The sequence below is a fragment of the Corynebacterium sp. HMSC04H06 genome, from assembly GCF_001815935.1.
In the GTDB taxonomy this organism is placed as follows: Bacteria; Actinomycetota; Actinomycetes; order Mycobacteriales; family Mycobacteriaceae; genus Corynebacterium.
Genome location: NZ_KV823422.1, coordinates 17324 through 32048, shown reverse-complemented (window position 1 = coordinate 32048; position 14725 = coordinate 17324). Strand labels below are relative to the sequence as shown.

The following is a 14725-nucleotide window of genomic DNA, read 5'->3' as shown; positions in this document are numbered from 1 at the left end:
ACCACTCCGTAGCGCCTACTCGGCGTGCCTGCCGGGCGCGCCTAACGGCTGGAAGGCGCCGGCACAGGGTCGGTCGCCTCCGCGGCCGGGGTCTGGTCGGCCGCTGCCTGCCGGTTGGTGAGGGCGCGTTTGCGCCCCCGCAGGGTTAGGGCCACTCCCCCGGCGGCCAACGCCAGGTAGAGAGCGACGGTGAGGGCGGTGGGCATCGTGAAGCCAAAGGCGTTCTCCGCCCCGCCCACGATGGTGCCGACATTCAGCAGCACAATGGCGGTGCCCACGAACCCGCCCAGCAGGATCGGGTTGAGGCGGCTAATCAGCCACGCCGCGACCGGCGCGGTCAAGCTACCGCCGACCAGCAGCGCCACGACGGCGGCCGCGTTCGCGACCAAGTCGTCCCACAGGCCCACCACAAAGCCGAGTGTCGCGCCGAGGGTGACCAAGAACTCCGCGGTGTTGACCGTGCCCACGATCCGCCGCGGCTGCTGCTTGCCCAACGACAACAGCGTGGACGTCGTGACGGGTCCCCAGCCACCGCCGCCGGTGGCATCGACGAAGCCGCCGACCGACCCCAGCCCCAGCAGGAACGGGGTGGAATGCGGGGTCTCGGTGAGCTTGCGCGTGACCCGGCCGCGGGAAAAGCGCCAAACCAAGTTCAGGCCGACGGCGAAGAGGATGGCCGAGGTAATCGGCGCCGCAGCGTCCAGCGATAGGCTGGAGAGCACCGTCGCGCCGGCAAACGCCGCAATCGACCCCGGCACCGCCAGGCGCACGACGGTCTTCCAGTCGATATTGCCGAAGCGCCAGTGGCTAATCCCGGAGACCAACGTGGTGCCCAGCTCCGCGGTATGCACGACGGCCGAGGCCTGCGCCGGCCCGAGGCCCGCCAGGAAGATGAGGATGGTCGTCGAGGTCACGCCGAAGCCCATGCCGATACCGCCATCGACCAGCTGGGCAGCCGCACCGCCCACCGCAATCAAGAGCAATGCCGTCATCTAGACACCCGCCTTCAACAGTTCCCGTGCCGCCAGCTTGCCGTGCTTCCGGTACTGACCGTGCCCGTCGAACTTGCCGTGCTTGCCGTGCTTATATGCTGCACCGTACCGCGCCGCGACGATGCCCGCGAGCGCAGCGCCCAGCGGTGGTTGACAGGTCACGCTCGCGCCCGTCGCCGCCTCGATTTCCGGCACGGCCGCGGTCAGGCGGTCGAGCAGGAGGCCGTCGGTGACGAACATCGGCACCACGTGCAGGCACGCGTGGTGCTGGGTGTGCTGCTGGGCGTGCTTTCTGCCCTGCTGGCGGGCTAGGTGCTCCAACCCGGCCACCCCGCGCGGGGCGTCCGGGAGTCCTTCGTGGCAAAGAGCATGGACCAGCCCAGCTCAACCGCCAGGTCGGTCACGGCGGCGTTCGCCTCCGAGTCGGCAGAGCCCACCGCGTAGAGGACGCCGTGGTCACTTGCCGGGCAGCGCGGGGCCAGCACGCAGGCAAGATCCGCGCCCGTGCCCAGGCCGGCGGCGGCCTTGAGGGGCAAGCCGGTGGCTGCGTGGGCATCAGCGAGCACGGACGGGTAGTCCACGCGCTGGTGGTAGCCGGGCGTGAACAGCAACGGCACGACGACAGCTTCATCGGCTCCGCGATCGCGCAGGCCGGCGGCGGCGCTGGCCAGGTCCGGCTCGTTGAACTCCAGGTGCGCGGCGGCGGACAGAGACACCCCGGCTCGGCGCGCGGCCGCAGCGGTAAGCCGCTCGATGCCGGCGGCCGCCCCCGCCCGGCGCGAACCGTGGGCGAGGGTGATGAGGGCGCGGTTAGGCATCGTCGGCCTCCTGCCGGGCCGTGGAGTGGCCGCGCCGGCGCAGCGACTGCTGCAGCGCCTCCTGGGACGAGAGCGCAGGCGACGGGGCGACCGGCGAGTCGTCCTGGCCGTGGAAGCGCACCGAGAACACCCGGCGGCAGTCCTGGCAATTCCAGGCAAACTCATCCTCGGTGTCCGGGAAGAGCTGCGTGCCGGCGCAGTAGGGGCAGTACGTCGGGTGGTTGCGGTTCGGGTTGGGCTGGCGGCGAAATCTCATTGCAGGTCCTCGTCCGGAGCGCGCAGCACCCACTGGCGGAACTGTTCGCCCTCGGTGCGCTGCTCCTTGAACTTGGTGACCAAGCGGATGACGTAGTCCGTGACCTCGTCGGCTAAGACCTTGTGCCCGCGCAGCTTGCGCCCGAAGTCCGGGTCCAAGCCCAGCGCGCCGCCCAGGTGGACCTGGAAGCCCTCCACGCGGTTGCCGTCCTTATCGGTCAGGGTCTGACCCTTGAAGCCGATGTCGGAGACCTGCGTGCGGGCGCAGGAATTCGGGCAGCCGTTGAGCGCGATGGAAATCGGCACGTCAAGATCATCGAGGGCGTCCTCGAGCTCGTCGACGAGCTGGATGGCGCGCGCCTTCGTGGTCACGTGCGCGAGCTTGCAGAACTCCAGGCCGGTGCAGGAGATGACGCCGCGGCGGAACTCGGAGGGGTGGGAGTAGAGGCCGGTGGCGTCGAGGGCATCGCTGAGCGCGGCGACCTGGTCCTCCGGCACGTCGAGGAAGAGCAGCTCCTTCATGGGCGTGGTGCGGATGCGGGTAAGTCCGAAGCGCTCGGCGACGTCGGCGATGGCGATGAGCTGCTCGCCGGTCGCGTGCCCCACCGTGGGCTTGACGCCGACGTAGTAGTTGCCGTCCTGCTGCTGGTGCACGCCCAGGTGGTCGCGGTTGCCCGGGTTGATGGGCGTGGGCACGCCGTCGGCTAGCGGGGCGTCCAAGTACTCGTCCTCGAGGACCTGCCGGAACTTCTCGACGCCCCACTGCGCCACCAGGAACTTCAGCCGCGCGCGGTTGCGCAGGCGGCGGTAGCCGTAGTCGCGGAAGATGCCGACCACGCCGGCCCAGACCTCCGGCACGCGCTCCAGGGGCACGAAGGCGCCGAGCGAGCGGGAGAGCATCGGGTTGGTGGACAAACCGCCGCCGACGAAGCAGTCGAAGCCCGGGCCGTAGTCCGGGTGGTTGGTGCCGATGAAGGCGACGTCCTGGATTTCGTGGGTGACGTCTTGGCGCGCGTTGCCGGAGATAGCGGTTTTGAACTTGCGGGGCAGGTTCTGGAATTCCTCGCGGAGGAGGTAGTCGTCGACGATTTCCTCGATGGCGAGGGTGGCGTCGATGATTTCGTCGGCCGCGACCCCGGCGACGGGCGAGCCGAGGATGACGCGGGGGACGTCGCCGCAGCCCATGAGCGTGGACAGGCCAACGGCCTCGAGGCGGTCCCAGATTTCGGGGACATCCTCGATGCGAATCCAGTGCAGCTGGATGTTCTGCCGGTCGGTGAAGTCCGCCGTGGAGCGGGCGAAGTCGCGGGAGATTTCGCCGACGACGCGCAGCTGCTGCGGGGTGGCACGGCCGCCGTCGAAGCGGATGCGCATCATGAAATATTCGTCCTGCAGCTCGGAGTTGTCGAGCTGGCTGGTCAGCTCCCCGCCCAGGTTCTGCTTGCGCTGCGTGTAGAGGCCGAGCCACTTGAAGCGCGGGGCGAGGTCGTCGGCCGGAATGGAGGAGAAACCTTGTTTAGAATAGATGTCGATGACGCGCTGGCGCGCCGACATACCCCCGTCTTCCTGTTTGATGACCTCGTCGTTGTTGAGGGGGTCCTGGCCGTCGATTTTCCATTGGCCCTCGGGCTTTTTCGGCCGGGCGGATCGCTTTCGCTCTTTGACGTCGGTTGCCATAGTCGTGTGCCTTTCCGTGTGGCGCGGGGCGGGAAAATTGTGTGACCAAAGTCTAGCGAACAAACAGGTACGGTCTAGCTAGACCGCTCGGTCTTAGGCGGGGGCGGTGGATATATACGCTTTGCGCTGGGGTTTGGCAGGTGCTTTAGCTAGAAAATAATTAGCGCGGCGGGGCCACCTGAATTCGGTTAGCCAAAAGTTACGCGGGTCACAATCGCAAAAACCCGCCCTGCGCTGGGTTTATCAGCGCCGGGGCGGGTTGGCCTAGACGGCTTGGTACGCCGCGGGGTGGGTGGTTAGCGCGGCAGGTGGATGCCGAACTTGTCCAGCTGGGCGGCGATGGTCCGCCAGTTGAACGCCAGGCCGATGCCCGCCGCCAGAGCGGCGATAATCGCGACGATGGGGCCGGCCTTGCTGGAGCTGGAGTTGTCAGAGCTGGAGCTAGAGCTGGAGTCGGCATCGGTGGCATCGCCGGCGTTGTGGGCGCGGGCGGTCAGCCACTCTTCCTCGTCGAGGACGCTGTTGACCAGGCGGGTCTCCCCGATCCAGCCGTACCACGGATCCTGCGGGCGCTTGTTGTCCATGCCCGCGCCCATGACCCAGCGCAGCTCGCGCGGCAGCAGGCCCTGCGCACCGGCGGCGTTGCGCAAGATGGGAGCGCCGTTGATGAACATCTCGACGGTGTCGCGGTCCGGGTCGTTGACGACCGCGACGTGCATCCACTCGTCGATGGGCACCTCGTGGGACCAGACGGTGCTGCCGCTGCCCTCCTCCGGCTCGGCCCACCAGCGCAGCTCGCGCAGGTTGGACACGCCCATCATGACGGTCGGGTCGGTGTCGGTGGAGCCGTCGACCAGGTCGGCGATGGAGGAATCGCGCGCGATTGCGTTGCCCCAGCCGTGCTTCTCGCCGTCGAAGTCAGCCGGCAGCTTCACGAAGGACTCGAAGGTGTAGCCGCGGGAGGTGTCGACGTTGTTGATGGCGGCATCGGGGGCGGACTTGAACCAGGCCACAGCGGGCTTGCCAGCCGGGTCGGACCAGTAAAGGGAGCCGGCGTCGGCGGACAGCGGGTGGCGCTCGGTGCTGTAGGTAACGCGGTCGGCCAGGCCGGACTCGCGGGTGAGATCGCCGTCGCCGTGGATGTCCGGGATGACCGAGCCGCGGCCGGCGGCCTCGCCCTCAGCCAGCTGCTTGCCGTCCAGGGTGGTCTGGCCCGGGCGCCAGTGGAAGACGGTGTCCTCGGCCTTAACGTAGTCCTGATCATCAATCGGCAGCTCGTCGTCGGTGATTTCGTAGGGCTGGTAGCCCTCGGCGACGATCTCCTTGGCCTTTCCGGCCAGGTCGCCTTCCTGGCCGTCGCCGGCCTCCCACTCGGGGGCGAAGCCGGCGAAGCGCTCCTTGAAGTTCAGCGGGACGCGGTAGCTATCGCCCTCCCCGTCCAGGATGAGCTTGTCGAACTGGGTCAGCTCCTCGTGCGGCTTCTTGGCCACCCACGGCGACAGCGCGGCCATCTCCAGCTCGTTGCCGGACAGGTCGAATTCCAACACACCTAGCAGGCCGTTACCGCCCTGGTAGGCCATCTGGTAGTCCTGCAGGATGGAGATCACCTCGTGGCCGGCGTCGTTGGTGTCCACGCGGTAGCCGGCGCCGTGGTGGTGGCCGCCCATGGTCAAAAAGATTTGGTCGTTTTTGCGGATGAACTTGTCCCACAGGCCCCGGCCGTAGTCGTCGGAGTAGAAGACCTGGCCTTGGCCGTCGATGTTGAGCACCTCGTGGGTAGTCAGGATAACCGGCAGCTCCGGATGGGCGTCGATGACGCCTTGGGCCCAGTCCAGGGTGGCATCGTTAGCACGCCAGGCCAGCGCCAGGACCAGGTACTGCTGGCCCTCGGCCTCGAAGATATGGTATTCGGACTCCTGGTTGGGCACCTCGTGGCGCTCGCCGAAGGTGTCGTTGCCGGCGGCGCGGGAGGCCGGGAAGTGGGTGCCAAACGGGTCATCGTCGGCCATGTCGTGGTTGCCGGGCAGGATGGAGTAGTTCAGATCGGAGTCGTCCAACACACGCATGGCCTTGTCGGCGACATCCCACTCGCCGGCAACGTCGGCCTGGTCGACCACGTCGCCCAGGTGGGTGGCGAATTCCATGTTGAGCGCGTCCTGGTTGTCGGCCAGCCACTCCATCTGGGACTGGTAGGGCTCGCTGCCGTAGCGCTCGCTGGCCAGGTTGCCGGTCTCCGGGGTGGAATAGCGGGAGTAGAACTGGGTGTCCGGGATGACGCCCAGGGTGAACCGGGAGCCGGCGTCCTCGGCGGCGGTAGCGGGGGCGATGACGACCAAAGAAGAAGCCACCGCGGTAGAAAGCACGGTGGCGGTGAAACGACGGTTCGGCATGACGGCCTTTCCTTTTACTAGAACGATTCAATACGCGATGAATATTAAAACCGCCTAGTAAACGGCTGGGGACGCCCGCGTGAACAGGAGCTTATGCGCGGATGAAGCTTAAGACTTCCTGGACGATGCCGTCTACCTCGTCCTTGCTCGGCGCCTCCACGTTCAGGCGCAGCAGCGGCTCCGTGTTGGAGGCGCGCACGTTGAACCAGGCCGGGGTGCCCTTGAGATCCACGGTCACGCCGTCCAGGCGGTCGACGCCGGCGATCTTGTCGGCCATGCCGTCCAGCACGGCCTGGGTGGCGGCGTCCTGGTCGTCGACGGTGGAGTTGATTTCGCCGGAGGCCTCGTACTTGAGGTAGTCGGCCATGAGCTCGCTGAGCGGCTTGTCGCTAGCACCCAAGGCGGCCAGCACGTGCATGGCGGCCAGCATGCCAGAGTCGGCGTTCCAGAACTCCTGGAAGTAGTAGTGGGCGGAGTGCTCGCCGCCGAAGACGGCGTCGTGCTCGGCCATCTGGGCCTTGATGAAGGAGTGGCCCACGCGGGTGCGCACCGGAGTGCCACCGGTGGCCTCGACCAGCTCCGGCACGGCGCGGGAGGTGATCAGGTTGTGGATGATGGTCGCTCCCGGGAACTTGTCCAGGTAGCGCTCGGCGACCAGCGCGCAGATGGCCGACGGGGAGACCGGCTGGCCCAGCTCATCCACGACGAAGCAGCGGTCGGCGTCGCCGTCGAAGGCCAGGCCGATGTCCGCGCCCTGGTCCTTGACGAAGGCCTGCAGGTCCACCAGGTTCTTCGGATCCAGCGGGTTGGCCTCGTGGTTGGGGAAGGTGCCGTCCAGCTCGAAGTAGAGCGGGCGGATGTCCAGGTTCAGCCCCTCCAAGACGGCGGGGACGGTGTGGCCGCCCATGCCGTTGGCGGCATCGACAGCGACGACAAGGGGACGGGTAGCGGACAGGTCGACGAGCTTGTTGAGGTAAGCCGCGTAGTCCTCCAGGACCTCGCGGGCGGTGGCCGCGCCCGGCTCGCCGTCAAAGTCGGGCACGCCGTCGGCCAGCATGTCCTTGATATCGGCCAGGCCCGTGGCCTCGCCCACCGGCTTCGCGCCGGCGCGGCAGAGCTTGATGCCGTTGTACTTGGCCGGGTTGTGGGAAGCGGTAAACATCGCGCCGGCGCAGTCCAGGTCGCCGGAGGCAAAATAGAGCTCGTCAGTGGAGGTCAGCCCCAGCATGACCACGTTGAGGCCCTGGGCGTTAACGCCCTCACCGAAGGCGGCGGCCAGCTCGGGGGAAGACGGGCGCATGTCGTGGCCGATGGCGACGACGTGCTCACCCTCGGAGCGCATCAGTGCCGCAAACGCCGCACCGACCTCGCGCACGAAGTCGACGTCGATGTCCTCGCCCACCACGCCGCGCACGTCATAGGCCTTGATTACTTGGTCCAGCTTTTCACGGTCTCGCATAAATGCCCAGTCTAGTCCGCCGCCGCGGCGGTTGAGTCACGGGCCGGGCTCCCCACGGGTTACTGGTAGCTAACTCACAGGCAACGGGAGGCTAGCTGTTGCTGCCCGGGTCCGGGACCACGGACAGGTGGGCGCGGCGCTGCTGCTTGGCGGTGGCCACGCGGCGGGTACGGAAGACCGGGTGGTTGGAGCGAGCCGGATCGGCGCCGTCGAAGGTGGGCGCGTAGTCGATGGGGTCCGCGCCGGAGCCGGGCTCGCCGCCTTCGACCAGCCCGGTGGTCACGCGTCCGCCCTCGCGGACGGCCTCGGCTAGGGCCAGGAGATCGTCGTCGTCCTCGATGTCTACCTGGTCGACGCGCAGCATCTCCCAGCCCTGCGGGGCGGTGATGCGCTCGGCGTGCTCGGCGCACAGGTCCCAGGAGTGTGGGTCTTCTTCTTCCACGAGCGGGCCGACTACGGCGGTCTGCTCGGCGTAGGCGTAAGTCAACGTAGCCACGGCTTCACGGCCGCAGCCGGGGCGGGAACAACGTCGAAATTCAGTCACAGCCACACAGTCTAGACCTCAAGTAGTCATTTAGACAGTCCCCTACCGGCGCGCCCCGGAAAAATCCGCCGCACGGCGTCCTAGAGTAAGCCTCATGCCCACTACCCCGCCGCTTTCCGTCCGCCGCAACCGCCACGGCCGCGGCCAGCGCGGCCCCCTGTTGCCGCAGCAGACGCCGCGCTTTCGCACGCGCGCTCAGAGCTTCGACATGGCCGTGCTGGAGGCCTACGCACCCATCCAGAACGCCTTCGCCGATCAGCTGACCACCCTGGACCTGGCCGTCGATACCGTCCCGCGGATGCGCCTGCGCGCCGACATGACGGTGCTGCCCGACGAAATCGTCGCGGACGGACCCGTACCCCTGGGGCGGATCGTGCCGGCCGGCGTGGATGCCAAGGGCCGGCCGACGCGCTCGCGGCTGGTGATTTTCCGCATGCCCATCGAGGCCCGCTGCGCTACCCGCGAGGAGCGCAGCGAACTCCTGTCCACCGTGCTGACCTCCCTGGTGGCCAATTACTTGAACCTCAGCCCGCAGGACATCGACCCGCGGTTTAGCTGGTAGCCGGCGCGGGCGCGCACCGGCCTAAAAAGCGCCCCAAGATCTCAAAAATCCCAGCCCGGCAGGCTGGGAGCGGGTAGCTACCCGCGACGGACAGGCCAGGTTAGTTAGCTGATTTCTCGCTTCAGGCGGCGGCGTTCGCGGTCGGAGAGGCCACCCCAGATGCCAAAGCGCTCGTCGTGTTCGAGCGCGTATTCCAAGCATTCATCCCGTACGGCGCAGGCCTGGCAGATTCGCTTCGCTTCCCGAGTGGAGCCTCCCTTTTCCGGGAAGAATGCCTCCGGATCGGTTTGCGCGCACAGCGCCTGGTCTTGCCATTCTTGCTCGACCGCTCCGAAAAGCTCGTCGATGGACATCTCTGCAGCAGCACCGCCACGGGGAATGGCGCCGTTAGCCATGTCTTTCACGCCTCGTCCTTCCTCCGTAGTTTGCAGTAGTTAAAAGTTCAGTCAGTTCAGTCAGCCTTAGCCAGCCCGGGGGCCGCGCCAAGTGGTTTCTTACACTGTTGTTATTTCACACTGTATCACTAAATATCGTCAACCCGTCGGGAGCTAAATTAGCGAAAAGATCCCGAAACCCCACGTCACTATTCACATTCTTCACACAGATCACAGACGCGACTTCCCCGGGGGAGATGGCGGGGGTACTACATATAGGGGTCACCCCGATCCCTGTTCACAATTCACAGGAATCCCCGGCGTGTCGCTACCCTTTTGCCAGGTTTTTGCTCCTGGCGGCCACGGACCAGGCAGTCCTGGCTGCTCAGCCCGCCCACCCGGCCCGGGCAGCCCGGCAACCTAGCCGCGCGGGCGGCCCAAACAGTGCAGGGAGCGCCGCCAGCGCAGGTGGCATCGGCAGTCCGAGGCGACCGTGGTGATGGGGGGCTGCGGGTGGCAGCCGGCATCGGCAGCGCAAAGCGGGCAACCAGCCGGTGGCCCGCCAGGCAGGTTTAGGCGTCGGAGGAGAAGCGGACGCCACGGTCCGGGATGACAACGCCCGGAAAGATGCGCATGCCGCCTTCCAGCTCGCAGCGGGCTCCGATCTGGGCGCCCTCGCCGATGACGCAGCCGTCGATGTGCGTGTTGGCGCCGATGTGCGCGCCGGAAGCGATGATGGAGTTCGTAATCACTGCGCCCGGTTCGATGGTCACGCCGTCGAAGACCACGGTGCCGTCTAGGCGGGAGCCGGCGCCGACCTCGGAGCCGCGCCCCACGGAGGTACCGGACAAAAGGAGCGCTCCCCCGGCCACGCCGGCGGAATCATCCACGATGGCCTCGCCGGTGCGGCCTGCCAGCAGCGGCGACGGCGCGATCCCGCGGACCAGGTCGGAGGAACCGCGCACAAAGTCGTCCGGGCGGCCCATGTCGCGCCAGTAGGAGTTGTCCACATGCCCGATGACCTTGCGTCCGGCCTCGAGGACCTGAGGGAAGGTCTCGCGCTCGACGGAGACCACGCGGCCGGCCGGGATGGTGGCGATAAGCTCCTTGTCGAAGACGTAGCAGCCGGCGTTGATCTGGTTGGTCGGCGGATCCTCCGTCTTTTCTAGGAAGGCGGTGACCTGCCCATCGGCGTCGGTGGGCACGCAGCCGAAGGCACGCGGATCGGCGACCTTGAGCAGGTGCATGGTCAGGTCCGCGCCCTTGGAGTGGTGGGTTTCCAGGATGGAGTTGAGATCCATGCCGGAGAGCACGTCGCCATTGAAGACCATGGCGGTGTCGTGCCACAGGTGGTCGTAGACGTTGCGGATGCCGCCGCCGGTGCCCAGGGCTTCTTCCTCGACGACGTATTCGATCTCCAGGCCCAGCTCAGAACCGTCACCGAAGTATTCCTCGAAGACCTCGGCCTTGTAGGAGGTCGACATGATGACGTGGGTGATGCCGGCGGCCTGGATGCGCGCCAGCAGGTGCTGCAGGAAGGGATAGTTGGCCGTCGGCAGCATGGGCTTGGGCGTGCCGATGGTCAAGGGGCGCAGGCGGGTGCCGCGTCCACCGACGAGGATCACGGCATCAGTAACCGCGCCCAGATTGTCTGCTGCGGCAGTCTCGTGCTCGGCCATAGAATCCATCTTTCTTTGGTTTAGTTAATAATATTCTCACCCGATTGTAGAGCCCGGGCCCCAGCCGCCGCGCCTCGCCACGCGCGTCCCGCCGCCATTTTCCTCGGCCGCCGACACCGCTCGCCGGGGTGTGACCACGACCTAGCAGGCACAACGCCGATAAAGGCGCCACTAAACTTTGTCTGTACCTTTCGCCACAGCCAGCCCGGCGCGCAGACGTAGCCCCGCCCGCAGCAGCCAGCGCAGGGGCGCTTGCCACGCCGCGGGGTGCCGGTCCGCCTGGAAGCGATAAGCGGAGTCGTGGTGGGCGCGCAGCATGGCCGCCGAGTGCGCCTTGGTGGAATGCCCCTGGGCGTGCGTGATGACCGCCTCCGGGCAGAAGACGTTACGGTAGCCGGCGCGCGCCAGGCGGTCGCCCAGGTCCACGTCCTCCAGATACATGAAGTAGCGCTCGTCGAAGCCGCCGACGGCTGCGAAGGCCTCCCAGCTGACTAGGAGGCAGGAACCGGACAGCCAGCCGGCCTCGCGCTGGCGGGCCATGTCCTCGCCCGCCCGGTAGCGCGCCGACCACGGGTTGGACGGCCAGATATCGGAAAAGACCGCGTGGCCAACCCCGGTCAGCAGGTCCGGCACCGCGCGCGCCGAGGGGTAGTTGCTGCCGTCTGGCTCAACGATGCGCGGTCCCACCGACCCCACCCGGTCCCAGGCCCGGGCGCAGGCTAGGAGGGCATCGATGGAGCCGGGCGAAAAGGCCACGTCCGGATTGGACAGCAGCACCCAGTCCGGGTCGATCTCACCGGCCGCACGCAGCTTCTCCAGCGCCTTGACGCCGGCGTTCATACCGCCGCCGTAGCCCAGGTTGCCGCCGGTCGGCACGAAGTCGACGTCGTCGCGCTCGCGCGCGGCCGCCTCCGGCACGCCGTCGGTGGAGCCGTTGTCAGCCAGCACGACGTGGGTGGGCCGGCTGCAGGCCCCGGCCAGCGAATCCAGGAAGTCCGCCAGAAAAGCGCCGGGCGAGTACGTCACAGTCACCACGGCCAGCGGGGTTTGGTTCTGAGTAGTCACAATGGCTTCCACACTACCGACCCCGCCTGGCCGGCTCGCACGCGACACGACCCGGCACGCCCAGCTCCGACTGCCAGGCCGGGGAAGCTTCGGCCCCGCCACAACCCCGCCAAGAAAGCGTAAAGGGCGCTGAAGGCGCGGCCGGCTTTCGGGGATTTACCCGATCTCGCCTAAACTGAGTGCTATCATTTCCCAGTTCCAGTACCCCTCGCTACCAGCAGTCCAACGGAAGTCGAACTTGTGAACAAAGAACCCGCCCGTCCCGTGCGCGATATTCAGCCCGCCCCCACGCGCGGTCCGCAGACCGCCCAGACTGGGTCCACAGCGCTGAAGACCGTGCTGACCATCCTGTCGGTGGTAGTGCTGGTTATCAGCGGCATCGGTTATACCACCATTGGCCGCCTGGGCGGGGACCTGTCTTCGGTGTCCAACCTGCAGCTCGGCGGCGGGGGCGGATTTAAAGATAAGGACGCCGCGGACGGCGCCGTGGATATCCTGCTGGTCGGCTCCGATTCGCGCTCGGACGCCCACGGCAACCGTTTGAGCGACAAGGAGCTGGAAAAGCTCCACGCCGGCGTCGACGAGGGCGAAGAAAACACCGACACCATCATGGTCATCCGTGTGCCCAACGACGGCTCGCGAGCCTCCGCCGTGTCCATCCCGCGCGATACGTATATCTCCGACGACGAGCACGGCAACATGAAGATCAACGGCGTCTACGCCGCGCACAAGGGCGCGATGACGGACCAGCTGCAGGCCGAAAACGACGAGGCCGAGGCCGCCGGCAAGTCCGCCCCGCACGACGCCAAGGAGATCGAGCAAAAGGGCGTCGAGGCCGGCCGCGCCGCCTTGCTGGAGGAGGTCCGGGATCTCACCGGCATCGAGATCGATCACTACGCGGAGATCGGCCTGCTGGGCTTCGTCCTGCTGACCGAGGCCGTCGGCGGCGTGGACGTCTGCCTGAACGAGCCGGTCGATGATGAGATGTCCGGCGCCAAGTTCCCCGCCGGCGAGCAGACCCTGCACGGCGCCGACGCCCTGGCCTTTGTCCGCCAACGCTACGGCCTGCCCCGCGGCGACCTGGACCGGATCACCCGCCAGCAGGCCTTCATGGCCTCCCTGGTCAACAAGCTGCTGGACGCCGGCACCCTGACCAACCCGTCCAAACTGGGCAAGATCTCCGAAGCGGTGGAGCGCTCCGTCGTCATCGATGAAAACTGGGACGTGATGAGCTTCGCCACGCAGCTGGCCGATCTGGCCGGCGGCAACGTCACCTTCAACACCATCCCGGTCACTTCCGTGGACGGCACGGGCGACTACGGCGAGTCGATTATCACCATCGACGTGGCCGAGGTCCACAAGTTCATGGACGACCTGGCCCGCAGCCAGGAGCAAAAAGACAAGGAAGAGGCCCCGGCCAAGGACTCCGGCGACGCCGCGGGCGCGGGCGATGCCCCGGCCCACGTCGACGGCGTCGAGGTCCACGTCCTTAATGCCGGTTCGGTCTCCGGCCTGGCCGGCGGCGTGGGCTCCTTCCTGGAGGGCGAGGGCTACACTGTGGCGCGCACCTCGAACGCGCAGCCGGGGGTCTACGCCGAGTCCCAGGTGGTCGCCGCCGATGCCAATGATGAGAAGGCCAAGGCCCTGGCGGAGAAGCTCGGCGGCCTGCCCATCACCGTCAACGAGAGCTTGGATGATTCCACCCTCATCGTGGTCACCGCCGACGAGTACTCCGGCCCCTCCGACGAGGAGGCCCAGGGCCCGGCAGGCGAGGCCGACGCGAACGCCGATGCCCCCGTCGGCACCCCGGGCGGCGACTTCGGCACCGCCGAGGTCTCCCCGGAGATCGACGCCGGCGGCAACGGCCCGCGCTGCGTGAACTAGCCACACAACCACACCGCCGACACACAGCCGGCACCGCCGCCTGCCACCGCCCCAGCGCCGTGGCGGGCGGCTTTTGCCTACCATGGGGTGCCATGGATTTCCTCAAAGCTTTGCTGGACCAGGATCCGGCCGCCCCGCGCATTACCGTCTACACGGAGGCCACCGGCGCCCGCCTCGACTTTTCCGCCCAGACCCTGCAGAACTGGGTGGCGAAGATCGCCAACATGCTGGCCGAGGAGCTCGACTTGGAACCCGGCGACACCATCGCCGTGAACCTGCCGGTCAGCTGGCAGGCCGCCGTCATCTGCCTCGGCGCCCTGGCCCGCGACATCGACGTCCAACTGTCCACCAGCGCTAGCGCCGGCTCCGAGACCGCGCAGGTGGTCTTCACCAGCCCGGAGCGCTTCGAGGATTATCCGGGCCGCGACGTCGTCCTGGTCACCGAGGATCCTTTCGGCCGCGGCGTGGTCGAATCCGGCGGCACGCTGCCGCTGGGCGCCATCGACTTCGGACCCACGGTCCGTTTCTACGGCGACCAGTACTTCGAGCCGACCACTGCCCTGCCCGAGCTCGTGCTAACTGACGCTGCCGCAGCCAACCCTGACAGTCCCGCGGGCCACGCCGGCCAGGCTCACAGCGGCCACGGCGGACCCCGTGTGCTGAGCACCGGTTGGCGCGATTGGGCCAGCTTCCGCGCGAACGTCTTGGAGCCGTTGGCACTGGGCGGATCCGCGGTAGTGGTTTCGGGCCTAGCAGATGACAGCCGTTTAGAGGAAATCCGGGCGAACGAAAGGGCCACTGAGCTGCGATAACAAAAAAGTTTTTGCTTCGGGCGTGCATTCTTTGCCGACCTACGTTAGTATCGTAATTGCGAGGCAGTGTGGCGCCGGAACATCACCCCCGAGCGTTCCGGCCGCCCCACCTCGCACCCGTTGCCCCTCTGCCTATCACCCCCCCGAGCAGGCGGAGGGGCAACTTCATGCCTTCAGCCCCTGAGGCGGCGGACTCCCGCTTGCAAAGCAGTGA

The 14725-nt window shown here is 67.3% G+C and carries 14 protein-coding genes; 3 read left to right on the top strand and 11 right to left on the bottom strand.

Annotated elements, in window-relative coordinates:
* Positions 1-41: 41 nt before the first annotated feature.
* The 8 genes from HMPREF3067_RS05560 to HMPREF3067_RS05525 all read right to left on the bottom strand — a co-directional run bounded on the left by HMPREF3067_RS05560 (position 42) and on the right by HMPREF3067_RS05525 (position 8135).
* Entirely contained in the window at positions 42-992 is a 951-nt protein-coding gene (locus tag HMPREF3067_RS05560) for a sulfite exporter TauE/SafE family protein (protein ID WP_070768737.1), read from the bottom strand.
* Positions 993-1241, bottom strand: coding sequence for a hypothetical protein (locus tag HMPREF3067_RS11505; RefSeq protein WP_246819246.1), 249 nt, complete (start codon positions 1239-1241; stop codon positions 993-995).
* A gap of 59 nt (positions 1242-1300) precedes the next feature.
* The gene (locus HMPREF3067_RS11500; protein ID WP_070768735.1) at positions 1301-1810 is read right to left on the bottom strand and encodes a sirohydrochlorin chelatase; all 510 of its coding nucleotides are present in this window, start codon (positions 1808-1810) and stop codon (positions 1301-1303) included.
* Positions 1803-2066, bottom strand: coding sequence for a hypothetical protein (locus HMPREF3067_RS05545; protein ID WP_070768734.1), 264 nt, complete (start codon positions 2064-2066; stop codon positions 1803-1805). Before HMPREF3067_RS05545 ends, HMPREF3067_RS11500 begins: the two co-directional genes overlap by 8 nt.
* A complete protein-coding gene (locus HMPREF3067_RS05540) occupies positions 2063-3742 on the bottom strand; it encodes a nitrite/sulfite reductase (RefSeq protein ID WP_070768733.1) in 1680 nt (559 codons plus the stop codon). The genes HMPREF3067_RS05545 and HMPREF3067_RS05540 overlap by 4 nt, the downstream gene beginning before the upstream one ends.
* Positions 3743-4038: 296 nt before the next feature.
* On the bottom strand, positions 4039-6132 hold the full coding sequence (locus HMPREF3067_RS05535; RefSeq protein WP_070768732.1) for a LamG-like jellyroll fold domain-containing protein: 2094 nt from the start codon (positions 6130-6132) through the stop codon (positions 4039-4041).
* 91 nt (positions 6133-6223) lie between these two features.
* The gene (locus tag HMPREF3067_RS05530) at positions 6224-7591 is read right to left on the bottom strand and encodes a phosphomannomutase/phosphoglucomutase (protein WP_070768731.1); all 1368 of its coding nucleotides are present in this window, start codon (positions 7589-7591) and stop codon (positions 6224-6226) included.
* A gap of 91 nt (positions 7592-7682) precedes the next feature.
* The gene (locus tag HMPREF3067_RS05525) at positions 7683-8135 is read right to left on the bottom strand and encodes a DUF3499 domain-containing protein (RefSeq protein ID WP_083319157.1); all 453 of its coding nucleotides are present in this window, start codon (positions 8133-8135) and stop codon (positions 7683-7685) included.
* A gap of 94 nt (positions 8136-8229) precedes the next feature.
* Between HMPREF3067_RS05525 and HMPREF3067_RS05520 the strand changes: the two genes are divergently transcribed.
* Positions 8230-8697 (top strand): metallopeptidase family protein, encoded by a 468-nt coding sequence (locus HMPREF3067_RS05520; RefSeq protein WP_070768729.1) that lies wholly within the window; start codon positions 8230-8232, stop codon positions 8695-8697.
* 104 nt (positions 8698-8801) lie between these two features.
* On the opposite strand, the gene HMPREF3067_RS05515 is transcribed toward HMPREF3067_RS05520, so the two are convergent.
* The 3 genes from HMPREF3067_RS05515 to HMPREF3067_RS05505 form a co-directional block, all read right to left on the bottom strand.
* Complete coding sequence (locus tag HMPREF3067_RS05515; RefSeq protein ID WP_210400090.1) at positions 8802-9050, bottom strand: WhiB family transcriptional regulator; 249 nt, start codon at positions 9048-9050, stop codon at positions 8802-8804.
* A gap of 593 nt (positions 9051-9643) precedes the next feature.
* On the bottom strand, positions 9644-10750 hold the full coding sequence (locus tag HMPREF3067_RS05510; RefSeq protein WP_141759331.1) for a mannose-1-phosphate guanylyltransferase: 1107 nt from the start codon (positions 10748-10750) through the stop codon (positions 9644-9646).
* A gap of 171 nt (positions 10751-10921) precedes the next feature.
* Positions 10922-11818: a glycosyltransferase family 2 protein gene (locus HMPREF3067_RS05505; RefSeq protein ID WP_371259775.1), complete on the bottom strand. Its 897-nt coding sequence runs from the start codon at positions 11816-11818 to the stop codon at positions 10922-10924.
* A gap of 237 nt (positions 11819-12055) precedes the next feature.
* On the opposite strand from HMPREF3067_RS05505, the gene HMPREF3067_RS05500 reads away from it, so the two are divergent.
* Positions 12056-13699 (top strand): LCP family protein, encoded by a 1644-nt coding sequence (locus HMPREF3067_RS05500; RefSeq protein ID WP_246819244.1) that lies wholly within the window; start codon positions 12056-12058, stop codon positions 13697-13699.
* Positions 13700-13791: 92 nt separating this feature from the next.
* A complete protein-coding gene (locus HMPREF3067_RS05495) occupies positions 13792-14511 on the top strand; it encodes a TIGR03089 family protein (RefSeq protein ID WP_070768725.1) in 720 nt (239 codons plus the stop codon).
* The last annotated feature ends 214 nt before the right edge of the window (positions 14512-14725 follow it).

Excerpts from the sequence above, each read along its gene's own strand:
- HMPREF3067_RS05530 (WP_070768731.1), bottom strand. The coding sequence starts at position 7,591 with ATGCGAGACCGTGAAAAGCTGGACCAAGTAATCAAGGCCTATGACGTG.
- HMPREF3067_RS05520 (WP_070768729.1), top strand. The coding sequence starts at position 8,230 with ATGCCCACTACCCCGCCGCTTTCCGTCCGCCGCAACCGCCACGGCCGC.
- HMPREF3067_RS05535 (WP_070768732.1), bottom strand. The coding sequence starts at position 6,132 with ATGCCGAACCGTCGTTTCACCGCCACCGTGCTTTCTACCGCGGTGGCT.
- HMPREF3067_RS05510 (WP_141759331.1), bottom strand. The coding sequence starts at position 10,750 with ATGGCCGAGCACGAGACTGCCGCAGCAGACAATCTGGGCGCGGTTACT.
- HMPREF3067_RS05545 (WP_070768734.1), bottom strand. The coding sequence starts at position 2,066 with ATGAGATTTCGCCGCCAGCCCAACCCGAACCGCAACCACCCGACGTAC.
- HMPREF3067_RS11500 (WP_070768735.1), bottom strand. The coding sequence starts at position 1,810 with ATGCCTAACCGCGCCCTCATCACCCTCGCCCACGGTTCGCGCCGGGCG.
- HMPREF3067_RS05495 (WP_070768725.1), top strand. The coding sequence starts at position 13,792 with ATGGATTTCCTCAAAGCTTTGCTGGACCAGGATCCGGCCGCCCCGCGC.
- HMPREF3067_RS05515 (WP_210400090.1), bottom strand. The coding sequence starts at position 9,050 with ATGTCCATCGACGAGCTTTTCGGAGCGGTCGAGCAAGAATGGCAAGAC.
- HMPREF3067_RS05560 (WP_070768737.1), bottom strand. The coding sequence starts at position 992 with ATGACGGCATTGCTCTTGATTGCGGTGGGCGGTGCGGCTGCCCAGCTG.
- HMPREF3067_RS05540 (WP_070768733.1), bottom strand. The coding sequence starts at position 3,742 with ATGGCAACCGACGTCAAAGAGCGAAAGCGATCCGCCCGGCCGAAAAAG.